The sequence below is a fragment of the Desulfovibrio sp. genome (assembly GCF_018379785.1).
Lineage (GTDB): Bacteria > Desulfobacterota > Desulfovibrionia > Desulfovibrionales > Desulfovibrionaceae > Desulfovibrio.
In genome coordinates this window covers 1-26,344 of sequence record NZ_JAGZUV010000017.1, presented here as the reverse complement: position 1 = coordinate 26,344, position 26,344 = coordinate 1, and the positions used below count along the sequence as shown (strand labels likewise).

Genomic DNA, 26,344 nt, shown 5'->3' with positions numbered 1-26,344 from the left:
CCATGAAAACGGACAACAAGCCCTGCATCCATATTGAAAAGGCCCGTCAGCATAATCTCAAAAACATCAGCCTGGACATCCCCCGCGACGAACTGGTGGTGATCTGCGGGCCGTCCGGTTCGGGCAAATCCACCCTGGCCTTCGACATCGTCTATGCCGAGGGGCAGCGCCGCTATGTGGAATCCCTTTCAGCCTACGCCCGGCAGTTCCTGCCTCAGATGGACAAGCCGGACGTGGAGAAGATTGAGGGTCTTTCCCCGGCCATTTCTCTGGAGCAGCAGAGCGTTTCGCGCAATCCCCGTTCCACCGTGGGCACGGTGACGGAGATTCACGACTTTTTACGCGTCTTTTTCGCGCGTCTGGGCCGCATGTACTGCCCCCAGTGCGGCCGTCCCATTGAGGCCCGCGCCGCCGACGAGATCATCGGCGACATCCTGGCCCTGCCGCAGGGAACCAAGTTCATGGTCCTGGCCCCGCTGGTGGAATTGCAGAAGGGCACCCATCTGGACAAGTTCAAGAAGCTCAAGGCCGAAGGCTTTGCCAGGGTGCGCGTGGACGGCGCGTCTTACACTCTGGACGACGTGCCCGCCCTGGACAAGAACAAGAAGCACAGCATCGACCTGGTGGTGGACCGCCTGGTGAACAAGGAAGGCATCCGGGGGCGGCTGGCCGACTCCGTGGAGCTGGCCCTGCGCTACGGCGAAGGCCGTCTGGTGCTGCATGAGCCGGATAAGGGCAAAGACGGGTCGGAGGCCGAACGCGACACCATCCATTCCACCACCTCGGTCTGCCCGCACTGTCATATTTCCCTGCCCGCGCCCAGCCCGCAGCTTTTTTCCTTCAACGGCCCGCAGGGGGCCTGCCCGCGTTGCGTGGGCCTGGGCAGCGTGGACTATTTCGAGCCGCGCCTCATCGCGCCCAACCGGGGGCTTTCGCTGAACACCGGCGCGTTGCTGCCCTGGGCCACGGACAAGATGTTCAGCCGTTACGAACCGGCGCTCAAGGCTCTGGGCAAGCGTTTCAAATTCATGCTCTCCACGCCGTTGGATCAGTTTTCGGATGCGGCTCTGGCCGCCCTGTTCTACGGCGAGGACGAGCACGGCAAGCCCGCAGCCGGGTCTTTGGGGCTGCGCCGTAACTGGATGGGCGGCAATGTGGCCCTGGGCGCGTCCGGCGACTACCAGAGCGAGCATTTCGCGGAGGCCCAGCAAGCCCAGAGCGCGCTGGCCGTGAGCGACAAGCGCTGGCCCGGCGTCATTCCCCTGCTGGAAAAGGGCATGCAGTACGGCGAGGCCTGGCGGGAAGTGCTGGCCCGCTTCCGCCAGTCCATGGACTGCCCGGACTGCAAGGGCGCGCGCCTCAATGCCGAGGCCTTGTCAGTGCGCGTGGACGATCTGAACATCGCCCAGTTCTGCGCGCTTTCCGTGGAGCGGGGCCTGGAATGGCTGGAAAAGCGGAGCTTCACGGGCCGCCATGCCCTGATTGCCGAACCCCTGCTCAAGGAACTGACCTTCCGTCTCTCCTTCATGCGCAACGTGGGCCTGGAATATATCTCTCTGGGCCGCTCCATGAGCACGCTGTCCGGCGGCGAGGCCCAGCGCATCCGTCTGGCCTCGCAACGGGGTTCGGGCCTGGTGGGCGTGACCTATGTGCTGGACGAGCCCTCCATCGGCCTGCACCCGCGCGACAACGAGCGCCTGCTGGGCACCCTGCGCTCTCTCCAGGCGCGCGGCAATACCGTGCTGGTGGTGGAGCACGACGAGGCCACCATCTGCGCGGCGGACACGGTCATCGAACTGGGGCCCGGCTCCGGCTCGCAGGGCGGGGAGCTGATGTTCCAGGGCCCGGTGGACGATCTGCTGGGCAAGGCCGACACGTTGACGGCCCGCTATCTGCGCGGGGACGAATCCATCCCCCTGCCCGACGCCCGGCGCGAACCCCAGGGCGAACTCCTGCTGCGCAACGTGACCACCAACAACCTGCGCGGCATTGACTGCCGCATCCCCCTGGGCGTGCTGACCTGCGTGACCGGCGTGTCCGGCTCGGGCAAGAGTTCGCTGGTGGTGGACACGCTCTACAAGCATCTGGCCCTGAACTTGGGCCTGCGCGTGGACCAGCCCGGCGCCATCGGGGGCTTGAGCTATGAGGGCGACGGCGCGCCCGTGGAGCGCATCGTGGCCATCGACCAGACGCCCATCGGGCGCACGCCGCGCTCCAATCCGGCCACCTATACCAAAATCTTCGACGAGATCCGCAACATCTTTTCCATGACCCCGGACGCGCGCAAGCGCGGCTACAAGCCGGGGCGCTTCAGCTTCAACGTGCGCGGCGGCCGTTGCGAGGCCTGCGGCGGCGACGGCCAGATCCGGGTGGAAATGCACTTTCTGCCCGACGTCTATGTGACCTGCGACGTCTGCAAGGGCAAACGCTATAATCACGAAACCCTGGAAGTGCGCTACAAGGGCCTGAACATCGCGGAAGTGCTGGATCTTACCGTGCGCCAGGCCCGGCAGCTTTTTGAGAACTATCCCGGCCTGGAGCGGCGGCTGGCCGTGCTGGAGGAAGTGGGCCTGGAATATCTGCGCCTGGGCCAGCCCGCCACCACGCTGTCCGGCGGCGAAGCCCAGCGCATCAAGATCTCGCGCGAACTGGGCAAGCGCTCTCTGCCCGGCACCATGTACATTCTGGACGAACCCACCACCGGCCTGCACATGCATGAGGTGGGCAAGCTGATCAAGGTGCTGCACGCCCTGGTGGACAAGGGGGCCAGCGTGGTGGTCATCGAGCACAATACGGACATGATCCTGGCTTCGGACCACGTGCTGGACATGGGCCCCGGCGGCGGCGAAAACGGCGGGCTGATCGTTTCGGCGGGCACGCCCGAGGCCATTGTGGCCGATCCCGAGTCCGTGACCGGGCGCTTCCTGATGCAGGAACGCACGGACCGGCTCAAGCGCCGCAAAAACTGAGGCGCTGATTTCTGAAAGGCACGGCCGCAAGCCTGCGGCCCGGCATTCAACCAAGGAGAAAAGCATGATCCGGCATATTGTCTGGTGGACGCTTCAGGACGAGGCGGACGGGCATACGGCGGCGGAAAACGCCCGGCGCATCAAAGAGGCCTCGGCGCCGCTCAGCGGCATCCCTTCGGTGCGTTCCGTGGAGGTTTCCTATGAAATCCAGCCCACGAGCACAGTGCCCGTGCAGGTAGTGCTGCAATCCCTGCATGACGACATGGCCGGGTTGGAGGCCTATGCCGGGCATCCCGTCCATCTGGAGTTCGGCAGGCTGGTCAAGGCCGTCAGCGCCTCGCGCCAGGCGCTCGATTACGCCGTGTAAGCCCTTTTGGACAGATCATTCCATCCCGCCTTTCCCTAGCATGGCGGGCACTGTAGAGCTTTTTGCGCTTAAAATTATTGTGTAACGGCGAAGTAAATTCGCCTTGCGATAATTTCGCGGTACGGATTTTCCGTGAAAATCCGCACAGAGCGTTGGGATTTTTCAATAGCAAAACGCTCTAATGCCGAAAGCCTCCCGCCTGTAAAAGCGGGAGGCTTTGCCGTCGTGTGGGTGTGGAGGAGGTACGCTGAAGCGGGGTCAGGGCAGCTTATGGCCGGAGCAGCCGCCCTGGCAGCAGTTTTTTTTGCCGTCGTTTTCGCAGCCGCAGGAGCACTGCCCTTTACGCAGGCAGAGGTAGAAACGACGGCCGATGAAGAAAAGCGCGGCAGCCACGCAGATAATGATCAGCAGCAATTGCATGTCCATGAGTTTCACCTTTGCTTGATTTGCCCGTGCGGGCGCGCCGGGATACGGCTCTCACGGAGCCGGGCGGGAACAGGCGCGTGAGGTCGCGGATGTACTGACGCCGCCTTTCCGTCACAAATCAAGTATGTCTCTTATGAAAATGAATGTCAAGTTCGTTATGGCCGTATAAAAAAGACCGCAACCGGCAGGGCTGTCCATCATGCGAAGCGGCCTGAGCCGTTCAGGCGGCGGATCAGACCGGGCCGCGTTCAGGCCTTGGCTTTGGCCGTGCGGCAGTCCGCGCACAGGCCATAGAGATTATGCACATGGCCGTTCAGGCTGAACCCGTGCTTTTCCGCCAGTTCACGCTGCAGTTTTTCGATGCGCTGATCGCAGATTTCCACGATTTTGCCGCAGGAGAGGCAGACGATATGGTCGTGGTGGCTGTCGGGCCGGGCCACTTCATAGCGGGTGATGCCGTCGCTGAAATGGATTTCCATGGCCAGCCCGGCGTCGCAGAGCAGCTTGAGCGTGCGGTAGACCGTGGTCTGTCCGATGCCCGGATCGCGCCCCAGAATATATTGATAGAACTCTTCCAGCGAATGGTGGCCGGGGAGTTCAAAAAACGCTTCGGCAATGACGCGTCGCTGGGATGTGGTGTTCAGCCCTTTGCGGCTCATGAAGTCCAGAAAGTCCGCCAGGGACGCGTTGTTTTGTTTGGACATAACCAACCCCCATAATCTTTTAGCACGGGGTGTGCCTTTCTGCCAAGTGGTCCGCGCGGCCGGATCGGGCCGTCTTTGCTCCGGCGGCTTGACAGAAGATACCCGCCCGGATAGAGCACTTCAACTTGGAAAAAGTGAACCGCCGCCGGGTCCGTAAGGATGCATGTCAAGGAAACGGCGAACGCCGCGCCTTTTCCGCGCCTTGCGGCACGCGCCAATGCACGGCGGCAGAGTTGCCGCGCAATGTATTGAACATAAAAAACAGCAGCGCCCGCTGCCTGATTTGAAAAATGAGACACACAGAACCCGTAAAATTTTTCGGCGGCGTAGCCGCCATGAGCCGGCGAAAATTGAGGGCATAAACAGGCTCGAAATTTTAGCCCCCAGGAATGACAATTCCCGACGGCCGTCCGCGCCAAAAGGCGAAGGCTGTCCGGCCCGCGCCGCCTGAAAACCGGCGGCGCACGGCGTCCCCCGCGCTTTCCCGCGCGGAATGCGGGAATGCCCGAGCGTCAAGGAGTTCCGCCGTGCGCCTTTCCCCTCTGAGTCTGAAAATTCTGCTCAACCTCTTTCTGGTTTATATTTCCTGGGGCTCCACGTATATCGGCTTCGAATTCACCCTGGAAGTGCTGGGACCTTTTCTGGCCTGCGGTTCGCGCATGCTTCTGGCCGGGCTGTTGCTCTGCGCGGCCATCGTCTGCACGGGCCGCTGGCAACGCCCCTCGCGCGCCGACTGGCGGCACGCCTGCTGGCTTGCCGTGTTCATGGTCCTGATGGCCAGCGGCTTTCTGGGCAAGGGGCAGGAATACGTTTCTTCCGGCGTGGCCGCCGTGGTTACCGGTTCCACGCCCATTTCCATGCTGGTGGGGGCCTGGCTGTTCGGCGGCGAGCAGCGTCCCTCGGCCATGCAGTGGCTGGGACTGGCCGGAGGCCTGTGCGGCCTGGCCCTGCTGGGCTTCAGCCAGACCGGTTCCGGCGCGGAGCAGAGCAGCCTGGGCGGCATCTTCTGGGTTTTCGGGGCTACCTTGGGCTGGGTGACCGGTTCTCTGCTGACGCGGCGTTTTCCCCTGTCCACCCGGCTTTCGGCCCTGCAGTCCTGCGGCCTGCTGCTGCTTATCGGCGGCCTGGAAAGCCTGCTGCTGGGCTTTGCCTGCGGCGAGGCGGCCATGACCCGTTGGGAGAATCTGCGGACCGAAGTTGTACTGGCATTCGCCTGGATGACCGTCGGGGGCTCCATCATCGCCTATTCCAGCTATTTCTGGCTGCTGACCCATGTTTCCATCGCCACGGCCGTCTCCTATGAATACGTGGTGCCGATTATCGGCATTTTCCTCGGCTGGTGGCTGGGTGGAGAAACCGTTTCGGGCCGTATGATCCTGGCCTGTTGCCTGACCGTGGGCTCGGTCTTTTTCGTGCTCTGGCACAAGCACAATAAATGAATATGACCAAAATGCCCGGCGGCTGCCCCGGACCCGCGTAACGCCGCGTTTTTTCGCGGGATTTCCTTGAGAATTTCGCGTCTTGCCGGTGGAAAGCGTCCGGTGTATGATTTTTCTGCTCTGACCGGCTGAAGGCTTGACAAGTCTAATAAGAAATGAATATCATTTTCATTAAGTCAAGACGCTGAGTTCAGAAATCCTCAACAACGGAAGCAAGCTACGCTTCTTCAGCATAAAGGAAAGCATCATGGAAAGTCTGATCAATAAGAAAGTGGAACCCTTCACCGTCCAGGCCTTTCACAACGGCGAGCTGAAGGATATCAGCGAGGCGGATCTGCAGGGACACTGGTCGGTTATTTTCTTCTATCCGGCGGACTTCACTTTTGTCTGCCCCACGGAGCTGGAAGACCTTTCCGACCATTACGACCAGTTCCGGAAACTGAATTGCGAAATTTACTCCGTGTCCACGGACAGCGCCTATGTGCACAAAGCCTGGGCCGACGCCTCCAAAAGCATTGCCAAGATCCGCTATCCCATGCTTTCGGACAGCGCCACCTGGCTTTCCCGCTTTTTCGGGGTTTACATTGAAGAGACGGGCCAGGCCCTGCGCGGCACTTTTATCATCAATCCCCAAGGCGAAATCAAGGCCTATGAGGTGCACGACCTGGGCATCGGCCGCAATGCCGACGAACTGGTGCGCAAGCTGGAAGCCGCGCAATTCGTCGCCGAGCACGGCGACCAGGTCTGCCCGGCCAAATGGAAGCCCGGCGCGGCGACCTTGAAGCCCGGTCTGGATCTGGTGGGCAAACTGTAGGCGGCAGACGCGCCTTTTTGTCGCTGGCGGCGTTAAACCGTGCGGCCCGGCTTGGTCACGTAGCAAGCTACGTTCCCGCGCCGGGCCGCTTGTTTGCCTTGCCGGCGAGCAAAAAATCACGCCTGCCGGATGCATGGTGTAACGAAAAAGCCCGGCGTGAGAGATCACGCCGGGCTTTTTCGTTACTCATTAATCATTTTGCTCAGCTTAGGTCATGTTGACACTACATTCTTTTGCCCGCTGGCTTTGTCGAACTTCGCCTTTTATTCCAGTCGCGCTAGCCGTTCACAGCTCTGCTGTGTTACGGATAGCGACAGTGATTTCGATGAGAGGAGTTTTGTGTAACTCATTGCTGTCCTCATCCGTAGCTTCCTTCGTCGCAACGGCTGAAGCGAGTACCAGAAGAGTACACTCCTTTCATAAAAGGCTTGTTCTCCTTGTCGGCAAAAAAATCCCAGTAGTGTCAACAGGCCCTAGAGCAATTTCACTTTAAAATTGCCCGCCACGAAGGCGTAAGTGCAATTTATTTGCGCTGTCAAGCGCCGAAGTGAGAGTCTTTAAACGTTAAGAATGTAGATTTTTAACGTGAATCCGCTCTGGGAGCTGTTTCTAAATAAGTATTTTCGTTCTCTGCCAAGGAAGGCGAGTCCTGGGCGAAGGGAGTCTATTCAAACATATTCGACCTTCGCACGGGGCGAGCCTAACGCAGGCAGAGGGCGAAAGGACAATTTAGAAATGGCTCCTAATGGCCGCGCAGCATCTTCACCGAGCAGAACTTCCCGCACATGGCGCAGACTTCCTCGCTCTTGTGGGCCTCCCGGCGTTTGGCGAGCTGGGCCGGGTCCAGGGCCGCCCTGGACATGCCTTCCCAGTCCAGAGCCTTGCGGGCGGCGTTCATGGCGGCTTCGCGTTCGACGGCCCTGGGCCGTCCCAGGGCCACTTCGCCCACATGGGCGGCCACGCGCGAGGCCATCACGCCGGCGCGCACGTCGTCCACATCCGGCAGAGTCAAATGCTCGGCCGGGGTCAGATAGCAGAGAAAGTCCACACCGGCTTCCACGCCCAGAGCGCCGCCGATGGCCCCGGCAATGTGGTCATAGCCGGGCGCGCTGTCGCAACACAGCGGCCCCAGCACATAGAGGGGCGCGTTGTTGGTCAGGCGCTTGATGCCCTGGATCTGGGTGCGCACCTGATGCAGCGGCACGTGGCCCGGACCTTCGATCATGCACTGCACGCCCTTTTCCAGGGCGTATCTGGCGAGCTGGCCCAGGTTGATCACTTCCTCCCACTGGGCGGCGTCGCCCGCGTCCACGCCCGCGCCGGGGCGCAGGCCGTCGCCCAGGGACAGGGTGACGTTGTAGGGCAGGCAGATGTCCAGCAGGCGGTCGAAATATTCCAGCAGCGGATTTTCGCGGCCGTTTTCCAACATCCAGCGGGCCAGCATGGAGCCGCCGCGCGAAACAATGCCCAGCACGCGGTTGTCCTTGACGGCCAGCTCCGCGCCGCGCCGGGAAAGCCCGCAGTGCACGGTGACGAAATCCACGCCCTGGCGGGCCTGCTTTTCGATTTCAGCGAACAGGTCGTCCGGCTTCATGCTGCTGATGTCGCGCTCGGCGTCCAGGATCTGCTGGCCCACGGCGTACATGGGCACCGTGCCCAGGGGCAGGGGGCAGGCTTTGAGCATGCCCGCGCGGATGGCGTCCAGGTCTCCGGCGATGGACAGGTCCATGACCGTGTCGGCCCCGGCGTCCAGGGCTGCCTTGATCTTGTTGTTCTCGGTTTCCGGGCAGTTGCAGAGCGGCGACGTGCCGAGGTTGGCGTTGACCTTGATCCGGGAGGGCTGGCCCACCAGGATGGGCTTGAGCCCTTCATGGGCCGGGTTGCCCAGAAGCACCATGCTGCCCTCTTCCAGGGCGCTGGTGATGGCTTCGGGGGCCAGACCTTCCTCCTGGGCCAGGGCGGCCAGATGCCGGTCGAGCAGGCCGCGCAGGGCGGCGTTTTTCGAGCAGAGCGAAGATGACATGAGTGCCTCGCGGGTTGCGACGCAGGGCGCAAAAAAAGCCACAACCTGCGGGGAAAGCGGGTGCGGCTGCAGCTTCCCTCCGGCAGTGCGAACTGCGTCAGGTTCACAGGGTCTGGGGCTGATTCCCCACTCTCAGCCGCCCTGAACGCGTTTTCGCAAAACACATCCCGCGCGGCTCCCCTAGCTCCCGTCATCTATAGCTTGGCCCCGTGACGCTGTAAAGGACTTTGTACGCGTGCTCAACGGGCGGCGCCGTAGGCTTGCCGTTGGCGGCGAAAGGCCTACGCTGCCTTGCGCGCCAGCCAGGCGCACAGCTTCCGTCTGAGAATCCGGGGATCAATGGGCTTGGTGATATGATCGTTCATGCCCGCTTCCAGGCTTTTTTCGCGGTCGCCGCTCATGGCATGGGCCGTCATGGCGATGATCGGCGGCCCGGACGGCCCTGCCCCCGGCAGCGCGCGTATTTCGCGGGTGGCGGTCAGCCCGTCCATGACTGGCATCTGAATGTCCATGAAGATCAGGTCAAAGGATCGTCCGCGGCAGAGCTCCACGGCCTCGGCCCCGTCCTTGGCGAGGGTGACCCGCATGCCCAGGTCTTCCAGGAGATTGAGGGCCACTTCCTGGTTGATTTCATTGTCCTCGGCCAGAAGAACGCGCGCGCCCGCAATGGCGCGCATATCGTCGGGCTCGTCCTGCTCCATGCACCCACGCAAGGGGATGGGAGGCAGATCAAGGCCCAGGGCCGCCACAATGGCATTGCGCAGGGAGGCCCGCCAGACGGGCTTGGAGAGGATGCGCGTCCCGGCGTCCAGGCCGGGCGCGTCGCGGTACTGATCCACATGGAAAGCCGGAACGAGCAGCAGACGGGGCAGAGCGCCGTTGCCGAGCCGTCCCAGAGCCGCCGCGCAGTCCAGGCCGCCCTTTTCCGGCAGATTCTGGTCCACCAGGGCCAGATCAAAAGGCGCGCCCTCCGCCTGGGCGGCGCGCGCCGCCTCCAGGGCCGCCGTGCCGGAATCCACGGCGCGCACCGCCATGCCCAGGTCGCCCAGCAGGCGCGTCAGCACGTCACGGCATGCGGGGGAACCGGCGGCCAGCAGCAGGCGCCTGCCGCGAAATTCTCTTGGGGCGGCGTCCACGGGTACCTCCTCGCCGAGATCCAGAACGGCGGTAAAGGCGAAGACGCTGCCCTTGTCCGGTTCGCTCTCCACCCAGATCCGGCCGTCCATCATACCCACCAGGCGCTCGCAGATCGCCAGCCCCAGGCCGGTGCCGCCGTAACGCCGGGTGGTTGAGGTGTCCACCTGCTGGAAGGCTTGGAACAGCTTGCCGGCCTGTTCCCTGGTCAGGCCGATGCCCGTGTCGCGCACCTCCACCCGCAGGCGCGCCTGATGCGCGTCTTTGGACTCCAGGTATACGTTGAGGGTCACCGATCCCTGATGGGTGAACTTGAGAGCGTTGTTGGCGAGATTGGTCAGCACCTGCGAAAAACGCAGCCTGTCGCCCACCAGAACGTAGGGCACGTCCGGCCCCACGTAAAAGAGCAGTTCAAGACCCTTTTCAGCAGCGCTGAAAACGAGCAGATCCGCAATATTTTCCAACACTTCCGAAATGAGGAAGGGCGCATGTTCCATGGTCATGCGTCCGGCTTCGATTTTGGAGAAGTCGAGAATGTCGTTGAGCAGGCCCAGCAGATTGCGCGCGGCTTGCTGGGTGCTTTCCAGATAGTGGCGCTGGCGTTCGTCCACAGGGGTTTGGAGCAGCAGGTGGGTCATGCCCAGAATGGCGTTCATGGGCGTGCGGATTTCGTGGCTCATGCGCGCCAGGAAATCGCTTTTGGCGCGGGTGGAGGCCTCCGCCGCCAGGCGCGCGGCCCTGAGTTCGGTGATGTCCTGAAGCCAGATCAGCAGGGCCGGATTGCCCCGGTAATTGATGGTGCTGATGCCGGCGAGGGTTTCCCGGCACGGGCCGTCCGGGGCGTCCAGCCGCCGGACGGCCATGGGAATGTTGACCGCCGGGCGGTCCTGCCCGGCCCCGGCGCAGAGATCGAGATAGCCCTGATAATCCGCCCAGATGCCCGAGCAGTTTTCCCCGGCGGCCAGGCCCGCCAGGCTTGCGGCCGCGGGATTGAACATAAGCGCCTCGTCCTCGGCGGAGCAGATCAGCATGGCCGAGGGCGCGGCCTTGATGATGGCCTGCAGAAGTCGGCGTTCATTTTCCAGGATTTTTTCATAGGCCTGAATATCGCGCAAGTCGTGTACGGAGGTGAAAAAGGCCGTGCCGAAAGGCGAGACGATCTTGACCAGTACGCCATCGCAGGGGAGCGGACTGCCATCGGCGTGGCGGAATATCCAGCCTGAATGCTCAAGGCCGCTTTTGGCGCAACGCTCGAAAATATCATCCATGGCCTGAGGCGTGGGTGTGCCGTCTGCCTGCACGGGCATCTGGAAATTCAGAATATGGTCCCGAACCTGCTCCACTGAAGACGCGCCCAACCATGTAAGCGCGGTGGCGTTGCAGGTCAGCAGGGCATGATTTTCGTCCCAGAGGAAAAAGGCGTCGCCGGCATTGTCGAAAATGGTGCGCTGCAACAGTTCGGTCTTGTAGGCTTCCCCGATGTTGTGGAAGGCCACGATAGCCCCGGTGACGCGGTCTTTATCGCGGATGGGCGCAATGCTGCCGCTGACCAGTACGAGTTCACCGTTTTTATGCAGAAACGGTTCCATCTCAAAGCGTATTTTGCCTGAATTCAACCGCGCCCTGCACAGAGGACAGGATTCCCTGGGGTTGGGCGTGCCGTCCAGGCAACGGCTGTGCAGGGTTTCGTGCAGCGTTTTACCGATCAGTTCGTTTTCTTCATACCCCAAGATGGATTGCACGGCGTGGTTCATGAAGGTGACGGTTCCCATTGTGTCCATGCCGATGATGCCGTCGCTGGTGGCATTGAGCAGGCGCAGGCTGTGCGCCTGGGAGGCTCTCAACTGGCGGGTGCGTTCCTCCACGCGCCGCTCCAGGCTGTCGGCCAGCTGCTGGAGCGCGTTCCGCGCGGCGTTGCGCTGGTCAATGCGCCGCAGCAGTCGCATGCTGAACCAGGCCACGCCCAGAATGCAGAACAGGGCGAAAAGAAAGTGCAGCAGAGTGATTTTGCCGCTCAGCGTCTCTTGCATCCGGGCCATTTCCGCCAACGGCGGACTGACGCTGAGCCCGCCGATCACCTCGCCTTCCCTGTATCCCTGAACCGCATGACAGGTCAGGCAATTTTTTTCGGCCCGCAGGATATGGATCAGGCGGACCCGCTTTTGCCCGCCGGTATCGTCCAGGCCGAGCTTTTCCTCGCCGCCGTTGCGGATCAATTCCTCCAGCGCGGCGGCTTCCCACGGGTCGGCCTGATTCGCGGGTCTGATGGGCCTGAGGCTCACCAGCCGCCCCTGGCCGGTGGAAGCCTTCATCCAGCGCTCCTGCACCAGGCGGAAGGCATAAGCCGGGTTGATGCGGGTGACGGCCATGCCGTTGCTCAGGGTGAAATCGCGGTTTTCAGGGGCCAGCCAGGGATTGGGGGGCGTGCCCGGGGTCACCGGCGCGTAAAGCCCGCCGAGATCGGCCACCCAGGCGCGCAGGGCCAGATCCTTGCTGATGGACAAACGGGCGAGCTTGACCGCGTGGTCGCTGGTCTGGCTTGCGAGCAGGCTGGAAAAACTCCAGCAGGAAAAGACGGACAGGGCCAGAATGCCCAGGCAGAGAAGGCTCGCGCCCAACAGGACACGGCGGTGTTCCATCTGCATGCATGTCTTGCCCGGAGAAGTAACGGCCATGGCATCCTCATCGACAGGGGATTCCAACGGGGCGCATCCGTTGCGGAATTGAATAAGTATGAAAGAGGACAGCGCGATTACTTTAGCCCCTGGCGCGGCGTCAGGCAAGGCCGCCGGGCGCCGGGCGAAAAAATATGCCGGCTCATGCCCGTTCTCCCTCCGGGGCAGACCTTTTCCGTCTCCCATAAGTCCGCCCGCGCCGGGATCCGCAGGGGCTTGCATGCGCGGACCCTTCGGGGCCGAAGGGCTGAACCGGCTTTGGCGCGGACGGCGCGCCTTGCAATCCCCCCACGCCTGGAATACACCACTCCAATGCGGTGCAAGCGTTTGTTCAGTCCTCTTACCTGGCCGGTCTTCTCCTTTCTGGGGGCCATCGCCCTGGGCACCGTGCTGCTCTGCCTGCCGCCGAGCTGGCACCCGGGCCGGGAGCTGCAAACCCTGGACGCCTGCTTTCTGGCGACCTCGGCGGTCTGCGTCACCGGGCTCACGCCCGTGGACATCAGTTCGGTGCTCAGTCCCTTCGGCCAGGGCGTGCTGCTCTTCCTGATCCAGTTGGGCGGCCTCGGGGTCATGACCTATACGAGCATCATCTTTCTGCTCTGGCGCAACAACGTGCCCTTTACCAATCGCGAGGCGGTCAGCCAGGCCCTGCTGGGCGGCGATTTCAATCTGGCGGCTTTTGTGCGCCAGGTGCTGGTTCTGGTTTTCAGCATCGAAGCCCTGGCCGCCGTGTTGCTCTATCTGCATGACCCCCGCTTTTTTCATCCCTTCAGCGCGGTTTTTCACGCCGTTTCCTCCTTCTGCAACGCGGGCTTTGCCCTGAGTCCCGACAATCTGATGCCATTCCGCGATGATCCGGTGGTCAACCTGGTGATCGCGGGCAGCGTCATTCTGGGCGGCATCGGCTTCGGGGTGCTGCGTGAATTCCTGGGCCTGCTCAGCGGCGGCAGGTTCGGCGCTCCTGTGCATCGTCTGAGCCGTTTCAGCCGCCTGGTGGTCAAGACCAGCCTGTTTCTGATCGTGGCGGGCACCGTGCTGATTTTCTGCATCGAATTTTTCCGGGCGGGCAACGAGCAGAGCGTGGGCGACGGCTTTGACCTGGCGATCACCTCTTTTTTCCAGTCCGTGATCGCCCGCACCGCCGGTTTCAACAGCGTGGACATGACCGCCCTGAGCGAGGCGAGCCTCATGGTGCTTATGGCCCTGATGTTCATCGGCGCCGGGCCCGGCTCGTGCGCGGGCGGCATCAAGGTGGTCACCTTCCGGGTGCTGGCGGGCTATGTGGCCGCCCAGTTCCGCGGCGACCGGCAGATCGTGCTGGAACAGCGCGGCGTGCCCAAGGGAAACGTCACCCGAGCCCTGACCCTCTTTTTTCTCTATTCCATGCTCATCGCGGTCTCGACCTTTTTGCTGAGCATCACGGAAAACGGCATCCTGCACCGCACCGGACGCGAGGGCGTCTCCATGCTGCGCCTGCTCTTCGAGTCCGTATCCGCCCTGGGCACGGTGGGCCTTTCCATGAACCTGACCCCGGATTTGAGCGCGGAAGGCAAAATGATTATCATCTTCAATATGTTTGCCGGACGCGTGGGCCTGCTCAGCCTGCTCATGGCCGTGCAGAGTTTGCAGCCGAGGAAGGCGTATACCGTAGCCGAAGCCCAGCTCCCCATCGGCTAAACAGGCGGCCTTTTCGCCGTTGGCCGCGCCGGGCTTCGTTTTTTATTCCGGTTGTGAACCGAAGAGTTCACGCCCGTTATAAAAAATTCGCTTGCCTGGCCAGCGCCGCAAAAATCTCAATTGCCGGGCTCGCTGAAAAACAGGGCGCGGGTACCTGCCAAAATAGTTAAGGAGACGGCATGCCTGAAAAAAAACTGGAGATCGGGATCATCGGCCTCGGCAAGTTCGGCCTGCGCATGGCTACCGCCCTGGTTTCCCTGGGGCATACCGTGGTGGGCATCGACATGTCCGAAACCCGCGTGCAACTGGCCGAGGAGGCGCTGGATTCGGTCTATCGGGCCGACGCCACCAACATCAGCGTGCTGCGTTCCCTGCACATCCAGGATCTGGACTGGGTGGTGATCAGCGTGGGGCAGAGCGTGGAACAGTCCCTGAACGTCACGCTCAACGTACAGGAACTGGGCGGCCCGAGAATCCTGGTCAAAGCCTCCAACGAGGAGCATCGCAAGATCCTCCAGCGCTTGCGTGTGGACCGCGCCCTGGTGCCGGAGACCGACGCGGCGGTCATGGCCGCCCACCAGCTCACCTATCCGGGCATGCTGGACCTGATCCCCAAATACGGGGGCATCGCCATTCAGGAGTTGCGCGTGGACCATTGGGACGGCAAAACTCTGGTGGACCTCAACCTCATGCAGCGCTTCAATGTGATGGTCATGGGCATTCGCCCGGTGGGCGAGCGCTCTTTCATTTTCGTGCCCCCGGCGCGCACGGTGCTGCATCGCGGCGACACCCTGGTGGTGGCCGGGAGGGCGGATTCCATGGGCGATCTGCAACCCTAGGTGTAATGTTTCAAGAGGCTGTTCACTCTGTCCTCGGCTCGGTTTGCTGTTGTCCGCTAACTCCGCCTTTACCGATTCGAGGCAGGGTGAACAGCCTCTTGAAACATTACACCTGGAGCGGATCGTCTTTGAAACGCTCCGCGTTTCAAAGGGGTCATTCCGATAAAAAACGCGGTTATCGCCGCTGTCGGTCCCCGTATGGTTCCGTTGCCGCCGACGGGGACGGCCCTTCGGGCCGCCCGTCGGGTCGGGCTTCGCGGCGCGCCTCACCGTGTTCGGCGTTAGCGCATTTCAACGTTGAACCACTCTGGAACTTTCCGTTTATTTCGAGCCGATGAAGCAGCGTCCCGCGAATTTTCGCGGGACGCTGCCGTTGGGGGAGGCCGAGGTCTCATGCGTCCGGAGTGCGTCAGCTTCAGCGCCGCATGCCCGCGGTGGGCAGATCTTCCCACAGCACGGCGGCCACATGCTCCTCGGGATGGTGCCGGGTGACCAGGCTCACGCCGAACACGCCCAGCGCGCTGAAAAGAAAGCCGAACAGGGTCTGGTCGAAGTCCAGGCCCAGATAGGGCCAGAGCACGGTGGAGACCAGGCCGCCCAACATGCCCGCCATAACCCCGGCGCGGGTCAGGCCGCGCCAGAGCATGGTGGCGAGGAAAGGCAGCACGATGGTGGTGGCCGTCAGGCGCAGGGCCCACTGGTAGATGGCGATGATGCCCGTGAAGTTAAAGGCCACCCACAGCGCGGCCAGAGCCACCAGGGCCACGGTGAGGCGCGAAACCAGCATGAGCCGCCGGTTGTCGGCCTTGGGATTGATGAGCTGGCGGTAGAAATCATGGGTCAGGTTGGACGATCCCTGCAGGATGAAGGAGTCTGCCCCGGTCACCAGCGCGGCCAGCAGGGCGCAGTAGATCAGGCCGCCCACGTAAGGGGGCAGCAGATCGCGCGTCACGGTGGAAAAGATCAGGTCCGGGTTGATGTCCGGGGGCAGGAACTGCCGGGCGGCCAGACCGATGAGAATGGGGCAGACAAAGACCCCGCAGCAGATCAGCACGCCCAGGGTATTGGCGTTGAGCGAGACCTTTTCGGACTTGGCGGCGAAGATGCGCTGCCAGGAGGATTGCCAGACCAGATAAAAAGGCCCCACGGAGATGAAGAACAGGGCCGCCTCCTTGGCCCCGTATGGTCCCGAGGGCGAGAGAAATTCCGGCGGGGTGGCGGCCAGCATGGGCCCCATGCCCCCGGCCAGGCTCACGGAGGCCACGGCCAGGACGACGATGCCCGTGATGATCAGTACGGCCTGGAGGGCGTCGGTGACGATGGTGCCGGGCAGGCCGCCCAGCACGGTGAAGGCCAGCACCAGCACGGCCGAGAGAACCAGCGCGTTGCCCACGTCCATGCCGAAGCAGGCCGACCAGATGGTGGACATGGCAAGATACTGCATGGCCGTGGTGGGAATGGCGTAGACCACGGCCGAGAGCAGGGAGGGAATGATGCCCGCGCGCACGCCGAAACGCTGCCCGAAAAGGTCGGCCAGGGTGTAGAGGCGCTGGCGGCGCAGGGCGCGGCCGAAGGCCAGGATCAGAATCAGAGTGAAGATGACGCTGGCAAGGCTGAAACGGATATAGCCCGAAGCCCCTACCTGGAAGCCCAGGCCCACGGTGCCGATAAAGACCGAAGCCCCGCACCAGGTGCTGATGACCGTGCCCACAATGGGCCAGAAGCCCATGCTCCAGCCGCCGATGAGATAGTCGTCGGCGTTCTTGACCTTCAGGAAATAGTAAAAGCCGATGCCGAACATGATCAGGAAATAGACGATGATGTAGCCGAGATACCAGCCCATGGAATCCTCCTCGTGCTGTGGCGCCGCCCGTCCGGGCGGCTTTTCATATGGGAAGCGGAAACCGTCAGTCCTTCAGAGCGCCCCAAACCGGGCGGCCCATGCTGATCACGGAGATGATGTTGACTTTGTTGATGTCTTCCGGCGCAACGGCGCGCGGATCCGCATCCAGAAAGGTGAAGTCGGCCAGCTTGCCGGGTTCGATGCTGCCTCGCCGGTCTTCCTCGAAGCACATGGCCGCCGCATCGGTGGTGTAGGCGCGCAGGGCGTCCAAAACGCACACGCGTTGGTCCGGGCCCAGCAGGCGGCCCGCGCGCGTGCGCCGGTTCACGGCGGTGTGGATGGATTGCATGGTCATCTGCGGCAGCACCGGGGTGTCGGCGTGCAGGGAGAAGGGCAGGCCCAGACGCGCCGCGCCGCCGCAGGGGTCAATGCGCGCGGCGCGCTCCGGTCCGAGAAAGATGTCGTGGTGGCGGTCGCCCCAGTTCCAGACGTGCAGGCCGAAAAAGGAGGGCCACAGGCCCACGGCCTTCATGCGCGCCATTTGTTCGTCCGACGCCATCTGGCAGTGGATGAGCAGGTGGCGCGGGTCGTTGCGGGGGCAGCGGGCCTGGGCTTTTTCCACGGCGCGGACGGCGGCTTCGACAGCGCCGTTGCCGTTGCCGTGGATGACGGCCTGCTGGCCCGCGCTGTGGGCTTTGAAGACGGCGTTCTCCAGTTCTTTCTGGGGAATGATGGGGGCGGGCCGCGTTTCGGGGCGGCTGTGATAGCCCTCGGGCACGGCGGCGGTATAGGCCTGGATGGAGCCGTCCACGAGCAGCTTGATGCCGTGGAAGCGCAGCAGGGGCGAGCCTGTTCCGGCCAGCAGGCCCGTTTCCAGCACCCGCTCAAACCAGTCCGCGAACACGGGCATGTGCACATGGAGGTGCAGGCGGCCCTCAAGCTCCAGCCCGGCCAGAGCCTCGTAAACCATCCAGGGCGTGAGCCCGCCGAGGCCCGCGCCGCCGCCGATGCAGGCCGTGAAGCCTTGGGCGTTGTAGCTTTCCACGGCGCGGAGCAGGCCCTGTTTCAGGGTCGTGGTTGTCACGGGCGGCAGCTTGCCCAGGGCTTCCAGGGCCAAAGTTTCGGTGATCAGGCCGTTGGGGCGGCCGTTTTCGCAGACCGCGTCCGGATTGTCCGAAGGCCGTTCCGGGGAAATGCCCAGCAGGCCGTACATGCGGCTGTTGACGTAGGCCGCGTGGATGGAGATGTGCAGCAGCAGCGCGGGCCTGTCCGGAAAAAGGGCGTCCATTTCGGCCAGGTTCGGGCCGCGCTGTTCGGTCACGGCCGTGTCGTCGAAGCCGTAACCCATGGGAACGGGCTGATCCTGCTCCCGGCCGTGCCGTTGCAGAATGTCCAGGGCCGAGGCCAGGTCGGCCGTGCCGCCGCAGTAGGCATAGGGGGCCCAGGCGGCGAGCATGTCCGGGTGGCTGTGAGTGTCGATGAAGCCGGGATAGACGGTCAGCCCGTCCAGATCCGTTTCTTTCAGGCGCGGGCCGCCCAGGCGGCGCAGTTCCGCCGCCCCGCCCACGGCTTCAATGCGGCCGCCCGCCGTCAGAACGGCTTCAGCCGTGCGGTCCCCGGCGTCCAGCGTGACGATGCGGCCATTGTGATACAGGGTCTTTTCGCAACATTGCATACGGCACCTCGTGTGGAGCGGAATTTCGGACCGCGTGGAGGGCGGCCCGTACTCCGTATGGAGCAAGGGAGGTGCCAGCAGCTTTTCTGAAAAATGCTATTAGAAAACAGAGAGTTATTTGTGGTAAAGAGAAGAATGGCGCTATGTTTTATGAAAATTTATTCAAAACTTGTCTTTGATTTTGAATAAATATAATTTTGTATACAAAGCCGTGGAGGCGCGGATGCGCGCCTGAAGGAGTCCCGCCATGCTGTCGCCCGGCCAAGCGGCCCATGTTCTGGCCCTGTATCTTGCCCCCCGTCCCCTGAGCGCCGATGAGCTCCGTTGGCTCACGGGCGAGGCCGCGCGGTCCGGCGATGCGGCCCGAAAACAGGATCTGGCCGCACTGGAGCGCCTGCGCATGGCGGAGCGCGTGCCCGGCGGCACGCCATGCTGGCGGGCGGGCCCCGCGGCCGGGGCTTTTGTCCGGGCACGGCTCTTCGCGGGCCTCTGGCCGCCGGAACATCGGGCCGGAGCCCTTCTGAGCCTGCTCGACGAGGGGGCCGGACCGCGCCGGTGCGCGGACATCCTGCGCGGCGGCTGGACAGGCGGCCATGCGGACGTGGAACTGGTGCCCCTGCTGGAAGTGCTGGTGGCTTTTCTGATGCGCTGGTGCGCGCGCCGCGCCGCCGACCCGGCGGCTCTGGACGGCGACTTTCTGAACCTGCTCTTCGCCCTGCAGGGCTTCCCGTTGAGTTCTCTCTCCCTGCTGCGCAAAATCCTGCGCCTGACGGCGCGCGCCTATCACATGGCCCGCAACAGCGGCAATGAGCGCTTCATGGCCATGCTGCTGCTTTCCCGCCTTTATCTGCACGTTTTTGTGGGCAATAACTCCAGCCGTCTGGCCGACAGGCTGGAAGCGGCCCTGAATACGGTCAAGGCTTTCCTGGGGCCGGAAGAGGACAGCCTTCTGCCCCTGTTCGAGGGGCAACTGGCCTATCTGCGCGGGGATCTCAAAGAAATCATCGCCTGTTTCAATCGCTGCCCCGAAGACATGGCCTGGTGCCACCGCCGCTTTTACGACACCCTGGGGGTCTGCGCCCTGTTCAGCGCGGGCTATCTGCATCAGTTCCATTTCGCGCTCGGCAGCGTGGAGCACTTTCAGCGCAAGGCCGTGCTGGCCGGAGACGAGCTCACGGCGGCCATGTTCCGGAGCAATTCCTGCTTTCTGCTCCTGCGCAAGGGCGACAGGCAGCGCATGCGCGCCGTGCTGCGCGGTCTGGAGGCTTCGCCGCTCTATGCGGAACACGCCATCGTACATTCCCACGTCACCAGGGCGCATGCCCTGCTGCTTTTCATGGAGGGCGACGCGCGCGGGGCGCACACCCTGCTGGATGTCCGGACCCGGCGTCTGCTGGCGCGGGGCGACAAGCCCGTGACGTTCAAGGATCCCCTGGTGCTGGACATGCTGTACGTTTTTTCGCGCAACGGCTGGCCGGCCATTCCCGGCTATGAAGCCGACCCCCTGCTGCGGCGCTTTCTGCAGGGAGCCAACCGGCATCTGAAAGGCACGGCCATGCGCATCCGGGCCCTGCAACTGCTGGATGCGGCAGCACTGCCGCGCGACGCCGTGGCCCTGCTGCGGCAAAGCCTGGAGATTTTCCGCGTTCTGGGCGATCCGCACGCCCTGACCCTCACGGTTCACGTTCTGGCCCGGGCCCGGGCCCGCGACGGCGATGCCGGGGAGGCCAGGCTGCTGCATGATATGGTGCGCGAGGCCACGGGGCGGGATCTGAGCGGCGTGGAATACCACGAGGCCTGCCGGGCCTGCATGGAAGTGCGCCCGGCGGCTTTCGAGCTTTTCGGGGCGGCCTTCTCCGAGGCCGGAATGGCGGGCAAGAGCGTGTCCGAGCGCTGTCACGCCATTTTCAGCGTGCTTGACCTGCCCGATACCCGCGAGGAGGCCCTGCAGCACTTTGTGCGGGCGGCCATGGATGCCTTCCGTCAGGAGCGCGGCGGACTTTTCCGGCCCGGCGAGGGAGGGGAGCCGCGCTTTGCGCATATCGCCAACGTGTCCGCCCTGGAACTGCGCTCCCCGGCCATGCGCCCCTGCCTGGACTGGCTGGCCGAGGCCGCGCGGCGAAGCCGCCGTCCGCTGCTGCGGCACGAGCGCCACGGCCTGGTGCTGCGTCTGGCCGAGAGCGACGGCCGTCCCTGGCTGTTGTGGATGAGCAGCCTGTATGCGGCGGGCCCGCCTTCGGAGACTGTTCCGGCGGAGGATCTCTTGCGGGGAGGCCGCCTGCTGGCCGCGGAACTGCGCGCGATCCTGCGCCTGGAAGCCTTCAGGGAGCGGCAAATAGCCCGGCAGCATGACAAATTGCGCACGATTTTTCTGCGGGAAGACCGCGACGACTGCCTGGTGCTGCGCGAAGGTCTGCACGACCTTCTGCTTCAGGCCGCGAGCGGGGCCGTCACGGACGTGCCCATCCTGATCTGCGGCGAGACGGGCACGGGCAAGGAGCTCATGGCCCGGCACATCCACACGGCCAGCGGGCGGCCGGGGCCGTTCATTCCCGTGCATCCGGCGGGCATGGTCGAGAGTCTTTTTGAGAGCGAATTTTTCGGGCATGAGCGGGGCGCGTTCACCGGCGCGCTCAAACAGAAGATCGGCCTGTTTGAAATGGCCGATCAGGGCACGCTGTTCATTGACGAGATCGGCGAAATGTCGCCCCTGGTGCAGACCAAACTGTTGCGCGTTCTGCAGGAGCGGCGTTTCATGCGCGTGGGCGGCACCAGGGAGCTGCATTCGCGCTTCCGGCTCATCGCGGCCACCAACCGCGATCTCTGGCAGGAGGTGCGCGAGCGGCGTTTCCGGCAGGACCTCCTCTACCGCATTGCCGTGTTCCCGCTGACCCTGCCGCCCCTGCGCAGGCGCAAGCAGGACATCCTGCCGCTGACCAACGCCTTCATCCGCCACTTCGCCCGCCGCTACGGCAAAACCGTTCCCCCGCTCAGCGAGACGCAGGCCGGGGAACTGCTGGCGTATGCCTGGCCCGGCAACATCCGGGAACTGCGCAGTCTTGTGGAAAGGGCCGTGATTCTGCACCGGGGCGGCGGATTGCCCCTGCTGTTCGGGCTGCACGGCGGACCGGCGGCAGCCGCCGGAGACAAGGAAGGCGGACAGGCGCAACCGTCCCTCCCGGAAGGCCCGGTTGCGCCGGAAAACCTGCCGACCCTGGAGGAGGCCGAGGCGCTCTACCTGCGCCGGGTCATGCGGCTGGCCAAAGGCAGGGTGCGGGGCGAAGGCGGGGCGGCGGCGCTGCTGCGCATGAAGATTCCCACCCTTTACGCCAAACTGCGCAGGCACGGCATAGCCTGCGGGCGGGGATAGAATGGGTGCCGGTTACCGGTAGTCTTCAGCGGTCCCGCTCGTCCGGGCCGGTTCCGGGCAGGGCCCACCAGGGCAGGTCGCGCCAGGCGCGGTTGAGCTCTTTTTCCATGTCCGGCCAGTGCGGTGAAAAGCGCGCCAGTTCGGCCCTGTAGGCCGGGGAGTGGTTCATCTGGCGCAGATGGCAGAGCTCGTGCCAGCAGAGGTGCTCCAGCAGGGGCACGGGCAGGAGCAGAGCCCGCCAGTTCAGGTTGATGTTTCCCGCCGCGTCCTGTACGGCAGCGCCGTCGTCCGGGTCATTTCCACTGTCCCCGCCCAGCAGCCTGCCCAGAAAATCCTTGAAGCTGACGCCACGGCGCGGACGGGCGGCGCGTTGTTCCCGCGCGTCCGGCCGGACCCGCGAACAACTGCCCCAGCGGCTCCGCTGGTCCCGCACGCTCACGCCGGACACGGCAAAACCTTCCCTGGCGGCCAGGTGCAGCAGGTAGGGCGGCAGCAGACGGGCGGCCCGCTCCCGGCACCAGCGGCGCAGGGCCAGAGCGCCCAGGGCCGCGTCCCCCGGCGGGCCGAACAGGCGCAGCAGGCCCGGCGTTTCCAGCAGCAGAAGGCGGCGCGCCCCTTGGCTGACCAACAGGGAATGCGCGCGGGCCTGGCTGTGCCGCCGCCCCTCGGCCAGATCTCCGCCCGTTTCCACCCGGAACTCCAGACCCGGCAGGGGCAGGACCACAGCGCTCGGCAGGCCTCTTTCCGGCGCGCGGCGCTGATGCCGCTGCCAGGCCCGTTCCAGCCAGGGCAGAAAGCGGGGCAGGGTCCGGTCAACGGCGGAGGGGGGCCAATGGCCGGGCACCGTCAGCAACAAGCCGCCGTCCGGGGTCAGGCTCAGGCGCGCCCGCCGGGCGCGGGCCGAACGGCGCACGCGGGCCGTGAGCCGCGTACCGTCGGCAAGCGTGAAGTCCGCCGTGGCGTCCGGCGCGGGAGCGGCAATTTTTGCAGGCATGGCGGCAGGCTGCCACAGGCCGAAGAGGCTGTAAAGCGGTGTGCCGACAGCCCGGACGTTCTTGGCGCGGAATTTGCTTTGTATGGGCCGGGGACAACCAGCGGGAGCAATATTTTCCCGGAGGCTGTCGCCATGAGTGTCTTTCCGGTTATCTCCGCGTCGAACATCGCCTTTTATTTCGGTCGAGTACCATAAGAGTACACTCCCTGCATAAAAGGCTCGTTCTCCTTGACATAACACGAAAATCCATCTCATGACGACATCCTCCAGCCAGCACAGGAGCGCAACCATGGAAATCGGATCCGCCTACAGCACAAGCGGTCTTTGGGACCTCAACGCCCTCAGCGGCGTGGATTCCTCTTCGCAAAAATCCTCGTCCACAGGGCAGAGCGGTTCTTCCGGCGATACAGTGGACATTTCCGATGAGGCCAGGAAGCTTTTTTCGGAAAAAATTCACCAGTACGACAAGGGCAGCCCCACAACGACAACCGCGGATGCAAACCGGAACAGCGGCGGTGAAGAAACCGAAGCGTCCGAGGCTCAGGGCGGCGGGGCCAGCGGCGGATCGGGCGGCGCGTCCGCTTCGGGCGGCGACAGCACGGAAGCCATCAAGAAGCAGATTGAGTCGCTCAAGAGCCAGCTTATGAGCCTGGCTTCCCAGTTGAGCGGCGGCGGGGCGGATGCGGGCGTCACCAGCAAGATGAACGCCCTGCAATCCCAGATCGCGGCCCTGGAGGCCCAGCTCAACGCCGCCGAACAGGCCTGAGGCCATAAGCGGGCACCAGGACAATCGAATAAATAGAACGAAAAAGAAAAATGCTCTTGCGTCAGGCTTCCTGTAGCGTTGCGGTTATTTTACAAAATCCGCCTTTTCCGCGTGGGCGGCGTTATCGGCGCGTTTTTGATGCTCGCGTACTTGAGTACAGCTCTGCTCGCGATGCCCGTAAGGCTCGCTCTACTCGCCAACGGGCACGGCCCTTTGGGCCGCCTTCCGGTCGGTCTCCGCTCAAAAACGCGTCGCTGCCTTGCCCACACGAAAAAATCGCCAATTTTGCAAAATTCCCGCAAAACCAGCCTCCGCTCACTTGCCGACTGCGTCGGCTGTGTTCGCGGGTCTTAAGGAAGGAAGACGCACGGATGGAATCAAATGCGTATCCGGAGAGGAAGCGCTCATTCGATTGTCATAAAGCGGGTGCGGGCATGCCTTGACAGGCAAATTGATAAAGGTTATGAAAAAGAAGTAGGGGAGAGCGGGTTCAGAGCATTTGACACTTGAAATGCTCGCTTACGGCGAGCAAAGCCCGCCTGCCCGCATTTCGTGACAAGGGTTTGCAGACAAATCCTTGTAGAGCAGTTAGCGCATGAAATGCGCCGACTGCTCTATCTCTTTGTCTTTTCAACTGTTCAACCATGCCTGGCATGTTCAGAGTTGAGGTAGTTATGAAATCGCTGAAAGGCACCCAGACCGAAAAAAATATTCTGACCGCGTTCGCCGGTGAATCCCAGGCCCGTAATCGTTATGATTACTTCGCCTCCAAGGCCAAGGAAGACGGTTACGTGTTCGTGCGTGACATCTTTACTGAAACGGCCCTGCAGGAAAAAGAGCACGCCAAGCGCCTGTTCAAGTTCCTGGAAGGCGGCGAAGTGGAAATTCAGGCCGCCTATCCCGCCGGCGTCATCGCGGGCAGCGAGGCCAATCTGATCGAGGCCGCCAGCGGCGAGAATTACGAACATACCCAGATGTATCCTTCTTTTGCCGATGTGGCCGCCAAGGAAGGCTTTTCCGAAATCGCCTCGGTCATGCGCAACATCGCCGTGGCCGAAGCCTATCATGAAAAGCGCTTCCTGAAGCTGGCCGGCGACATCAAGGAAGGCCGCATGTTCATGCGCTCCAAACCCACCGTGTGGCGCTGCCTCAATTGCGGCTGTCTGGTGGAAGGCACCGGCGCGCCGGACGTCTGCCCCGCCTGTGCCCATCCCAAAGCCTATTTTGAAGAGCTGAATTACACGTTCTAAATCTGTTGTTCCATGCCCGCCCGCGCGGCCCTCTTTCGCAGGAGGCGCGCGGGCTTTTTTTGCGTGGCGCGTCGGACGTCGCCATGCCGTTATTACCGGAGATTGTGCTATGTGGGATACATTGGTTCTTTGGGTGCATCCGGCCATGCAGAGCCTGGCGGTGCTGATCGGCCTGCTTGCCATGTGGCAGGGCTGGAAGCGCATTGAAATGCTGCGGGGCCGCAAGGTCATTTTTCCCTGGCGGACCCACGTGCGCCTGGGCACTGTGGGGCTGCTGCTCTGGACGGCCGGGGCCTTCGGCTTTTACGTGACGCACAGCCTGTTCGGAGCCACGCATATCACCGGCATCCATGCCACCCTGGCCTGGCCGATCATCGTTCTGTCCATTCTGGGACTGATCACCGGCGGGATCATGAACAAATACAAGAAAAAGCGTTTCTGGCTGCCGCTGATTCACGGAGTGGGCAATACCATCCTGATGATTCTGGTGCTCTATGAGTGCTGGACCGGCATTGATCTGTACGACGCGTTCATGGCCTGAGCTTATTTCCCTCAGACGGCAAGGCCCCCGCATCCATCGGAATGCGGGGGCCTTGCCGCGTTTGCCGGGTTACTCGTGTCAGGCGTTTTCCCCGCCGCTATTGCCGCTGAAACGGGCGGCATGCTCCCTGAGCGTGCGGTCCAGAGCCAGGAGCAGGCGTTGGGCCGAGGCCGGGGTCATGACGATGCGCCGGTCCAGGTCCACGGCCAGGACGTTTTCAGTACCGCCGTCCTGGGTGTTCAGGCTTTCGGGCTGACTCAGGCCGCAGCAGAGGATGATAGCAGAGGATGATTTCCTCGGCCGTGCAGCGGGTCTGGAAGACATTGGCGTAGGACGTGCGGAGCCGCGCGCTGTTCAGGGCCACGCGGATTTGTTGGCTTTGCGCCGCATCGGCGTTGGCGGCGTTCTTTTCCTCTTTGCTCATGGCTACCTCTTTTTCCTGTCCGGAGTGCGGGGCGCGGCCGGGGTTTTGTCCGTCTGGCCCGCCTGAGCGGGCGCTTGGGGCGCGGCTTTTTGCTCCGCGCCGGGCAGCTTGACGGACACCACGGGCAACGCCGGGAAGACGGCCTTGCGGGTGTCCATGCCCTTGAGCACGCTTGCCGTGATGTCCAGCGTGTCGTCGGCGTCCAGCACATTCTGCCGGGGCAGAACCAGGGCAGCCTTGTGGGCCTTGCGCCAGGCTTTGACCTCTTCCAGAAGCAGGCCGTTGACGACATTTTGTACGGCTGCTTCTTCGGCCGCCATCTGGCGGCGGAGGGTCAGCGCGCCGTCGCGCAGCACGGCCTCGCGCTCCTTGTCCGGAGCTTTGGCCCAGGCTTTTTGCAGGTCGGCAAAGCCC

20 protein-coding genes and 1 riboswitch are annotated in these 26,344 nt (G+C 63.3%); of the genes, 10 read left to right on the top strand and 10 right to left on the bottom strand.

Translation table 11 applies throughout. The features are described from left to right. Positions 1-2 precede the first annotated feature (2 nt). Entirely contained in the window at positions 3-2,969 is a 2,967-nt protein-coding gene (uvrA, locus tag KH208_RS05205) for an excinuclease ABC subunit UvrA (RefSeq protein ID WP_291434448.1), read from the top strand. Positions 2,970-3,033: 64 nt separating this feature from the next. After that, positions 3,034-3,336, top strand: a complete 303-nt coding sequence (locus KH208_RS05200; RefSeq protein ID WP_291434446.1) for a Dabb family protein — start codon at positions 3,034-3,036, stop codon at positions 3,334-3,336. Between the two features lie 258 nt (positions 3,337-3,594). Here the strand turns inward: KH208_RS05200 and KH208_RS05195 are convergent, their stop codons facing one another. Then, positions 3,595-3,762, bottom strand: coding sequence for a hypothetical protein (locus KH208_RS05195; RefSeq protein WP_291434444.1), 168 nt, complete (start codon positions 3,760-3,762; stop codon positions 3,595-3,597). Positions 3,763-4,010: 248 nt separating this feature from the next. Beyond that, the gene (locus tag KH208_RS05190) at positions 4,011-4,466 is read right to left on the bottom strand and encodes a Fur family transcriptional regulator (protein ID WP_291434442.1); all 456 of its coding nucleotides are present in this window, start codon (positions 4,464-4,466) and stop codon (positions 4,011-4,013) included. 527 nt (positions 4,467-4,993) lie between these two features. On the opposite strand from KH208_RS05190, the gene KH208_RS05185 reads away from it, so the two are divergent. Both KH208_RS05185 and ahpC read left to right on the top strand, forming a co-directional pair. Then, the gene (locus tag KH208_RS05185; protein ID WP_291434440.1) at positions 4,994-5,905 is read left to right on the top strand and encodes an EamA family transporter; all 912 of its coding nucleotides are present in this window, start codon (positions 4,994-4,996) and stop codon (positions 5,903-5,905) included. Between the two features lie 247 nt (positions 5,906-6,152). Beyond that, entirely contained in the window at positions 6,153-6,719 is a 567-nt protein-coding gene (gene ahpC / locus KH208_RS05180) for an alkyl hydroperoxide reductase subunit C (protein ID WP_291434438.1), read from the top strand. Positions 6,720-7,461: 742 nt separating this feature from the next. Here the strand turns inward: ahpC and thiC are convergent. Together thiC and KH208_RS05170 are read right to left on the bottom strand one after the other, a co-directional pair. Next, positions 7,462-8,742 (bottom strand): phosphomethylpyrimidine synthase ThiC, encoded by a 1,281-nt coding sequence (thiC, locus tag KH208_RS05175; protein ID WP_291434436.1) that lies wholly within the window; start codon positions 8,740-8,742, stop codon positions 7,462-7,464. A 57-nt stretch (positions 8,743-8,799) separates the two neighbouring features. Further along, positions 8,800-8,934, bottom strand: a riboswitch (TPP riboswitch). A gap of 89 nt (positions 8,935-9,023) precedes the next feature. After that, the gene (locus KH208_RS05170; RefSeq protein ID WP_291434435.1) at positions 9,024-12,551 is read right to left on the bottom strand and encodes a response regulator; all 3,528 of its coding nucleotides are present in this window, start codon (positions 12,549-12,551) and stop codon (positions 9,024-9,026) included. A 327-nt stretch (positions 12,552-12,878) separates the two neighbouring features. On the opposite strand from KH208_RS05170, the gene KH208_RS05165 reads away from it, so the two are divergent. Next, positions 12,879-14,228 (top strand): TrkH family potassium uptake protein, encoded by a 1,350-nt coding sequence (locus KH208_RS05165; protein WP_291434433.1) that lies wholly within the window; start codon positions 12,879-12,881, stop codon positions 14,226-14,228. 179 nt (positions 14,229-14,407) lie between these two features. Next, positions 14,408-15,067 (top strand): TrkA family potassium uptake protein, encoded by a 660-nt coding sequence (locus KH208_RS05160; RefSeq protein WP_291434431.1) that lies wholly within the window; start codon positions 14,408-14,410, stop codon positions 15,065-15,067. A 415-nt stretch (positions 15,068-15,482) separates the two neighbouring features. Here the strand turns inward: KH208_RS05160 and KH208_RS05155 are convergent, their stop codons facing one another. Both KH208_RS05155 and KH208_RS05150 read right to left on the bottom strand, forming a co-directional pair. Further along, complete coding sequence (locus KH208_RS05155; RefSeq protein WP_291434429.1) at positions 15,483-16,910, bottom strand: sodium:solute symporter; 1,428 nt, start codon at positions 16,908-16,910, stop codon at positions 15,483-15,485. Positions 16,911-16,974: 64 nt separating this feature from the next. Beyond that, positions 16,975-18,585: an amidohydrolase gene (locus tag KH208_RS05150; protein WP_291434428.1), complete on the bottom strand. Its 1,611-nt coding sequence runs from the start codon at positions 18,583-18,585 to the stop codon at positions 16,975-16,977. Between the two features lie 247 nt (positions 18,586-18,832). Between KH208_RS05150 and KH208_RS05145 the strand changes: the two genes are divergently transcribed. Beyond that, a complete protein-coding gene (locus KH208_RS05145) occupies positions 18,833-21,955 on the top strand; it encodes a sigma 54-interacting transcriptional regulator (protein ID WP_291434427.1) in 3,123 nt (1,040 codons plus the stop codon). 25 nt (positions 21,956-21,980) lie between these two features. On the opposite strand, the gene KH208_RS05140 is transcribed toward KH208_RS05145, so the two are convergent. Beyond that, positions 21,981-22,949 (bottom strand): YgjP-like metallopeptidase domain-containing protein, encoded by a 969-nt coding sequence (locus tag KH208_RS05140; protein ID WP_291434426.1) that lies wholly within the window; start codon positions 22,947-22,949, stop codon positions 21,981-21,983. 289 nt (positions 22,950-23,238) lie between these two features. Between KH208_RS05140 and KH208_RS05135 the strand changes: the two genes are divergently transcribed. From KH208_RS05135 to KH208_RS05125, 3 genes are all read left to right on the top strand, one after another. Continuing rightward, positions 23,239-23,715, top strand: coding sequence for a FlxA-like family protein (locus KH208_RS05135; protein ID WP_291434425.1), 477 nt, complete (start codon positions 23,239-23,241; stop codon positions 23,713-23,715). A gap of 674 nt (positions 23,716-24,389) precedes the next feature. After that, positions 24,390-24,965 (top strand): rubrerythrin, encoded by a 576-nt coding sequence (gene rbr, locus KH208_RS05130; protein ID WP_291434424.1) that lies wholly within the window; start codon positions 24,390-24,392, stop codon positions 24,963-24,965. Positions 24,966-25,074: 109 nt separating this feature from the next. Continuing rightward, positions 25,075-25,506, top strand: a complete 432-nt coding sequence (locus tag KH208_RS05125) for a hypothetical protein (RefSeq protein WP_009303622.1) — start codon at positions 25,075-25,077, stop codon at positions 25,504-25,506. A gap of 78 nt (positions 25,507-25,584) precedes the next feature. Here the strand turns inward: KH208_RS05125 and KH208_RS05120 are convergent, their stop codons facing one another. The 3 genes from KH208_RS05120 to KH208_RS05110 all read right to left on the bottom strand — a co-directional run. Continuing rightward, positions 25,585-25,710 carry a hypothetical protein gene (locus KH208_RS05120; RefSeq protein ID WP_291434417.1) on the bottom strand — a complete coding sequence of 42 codons (126 nt, stop codon included), beginning with the start codon at positions 25,708-25,710 and terminating at the stop codon, positions 25,585-25,587. A 13-nt stretch (positions 25,711-25,723) separates the two neighbouring features. Next, positions 25,724-25,930: a hypothetical protein gene (locus KH208_RS05115; protein WP_291434416.1), complete on the bottom strand. Its 207-nt coding sequence runs from the start codon at positions 25,928-25,930 to the stop codon at positions 25,724-25,726. Between the two features lie 2 nt (positions 25,931-25,932). Then, on the bottom strand, positions 25,933-26,344 hold a 412-nt coding region (locus KH208_RS05110; RefSeq protein WP_291434414.1), incomplete at its 5' end, for an OmpH family outer membrane protein.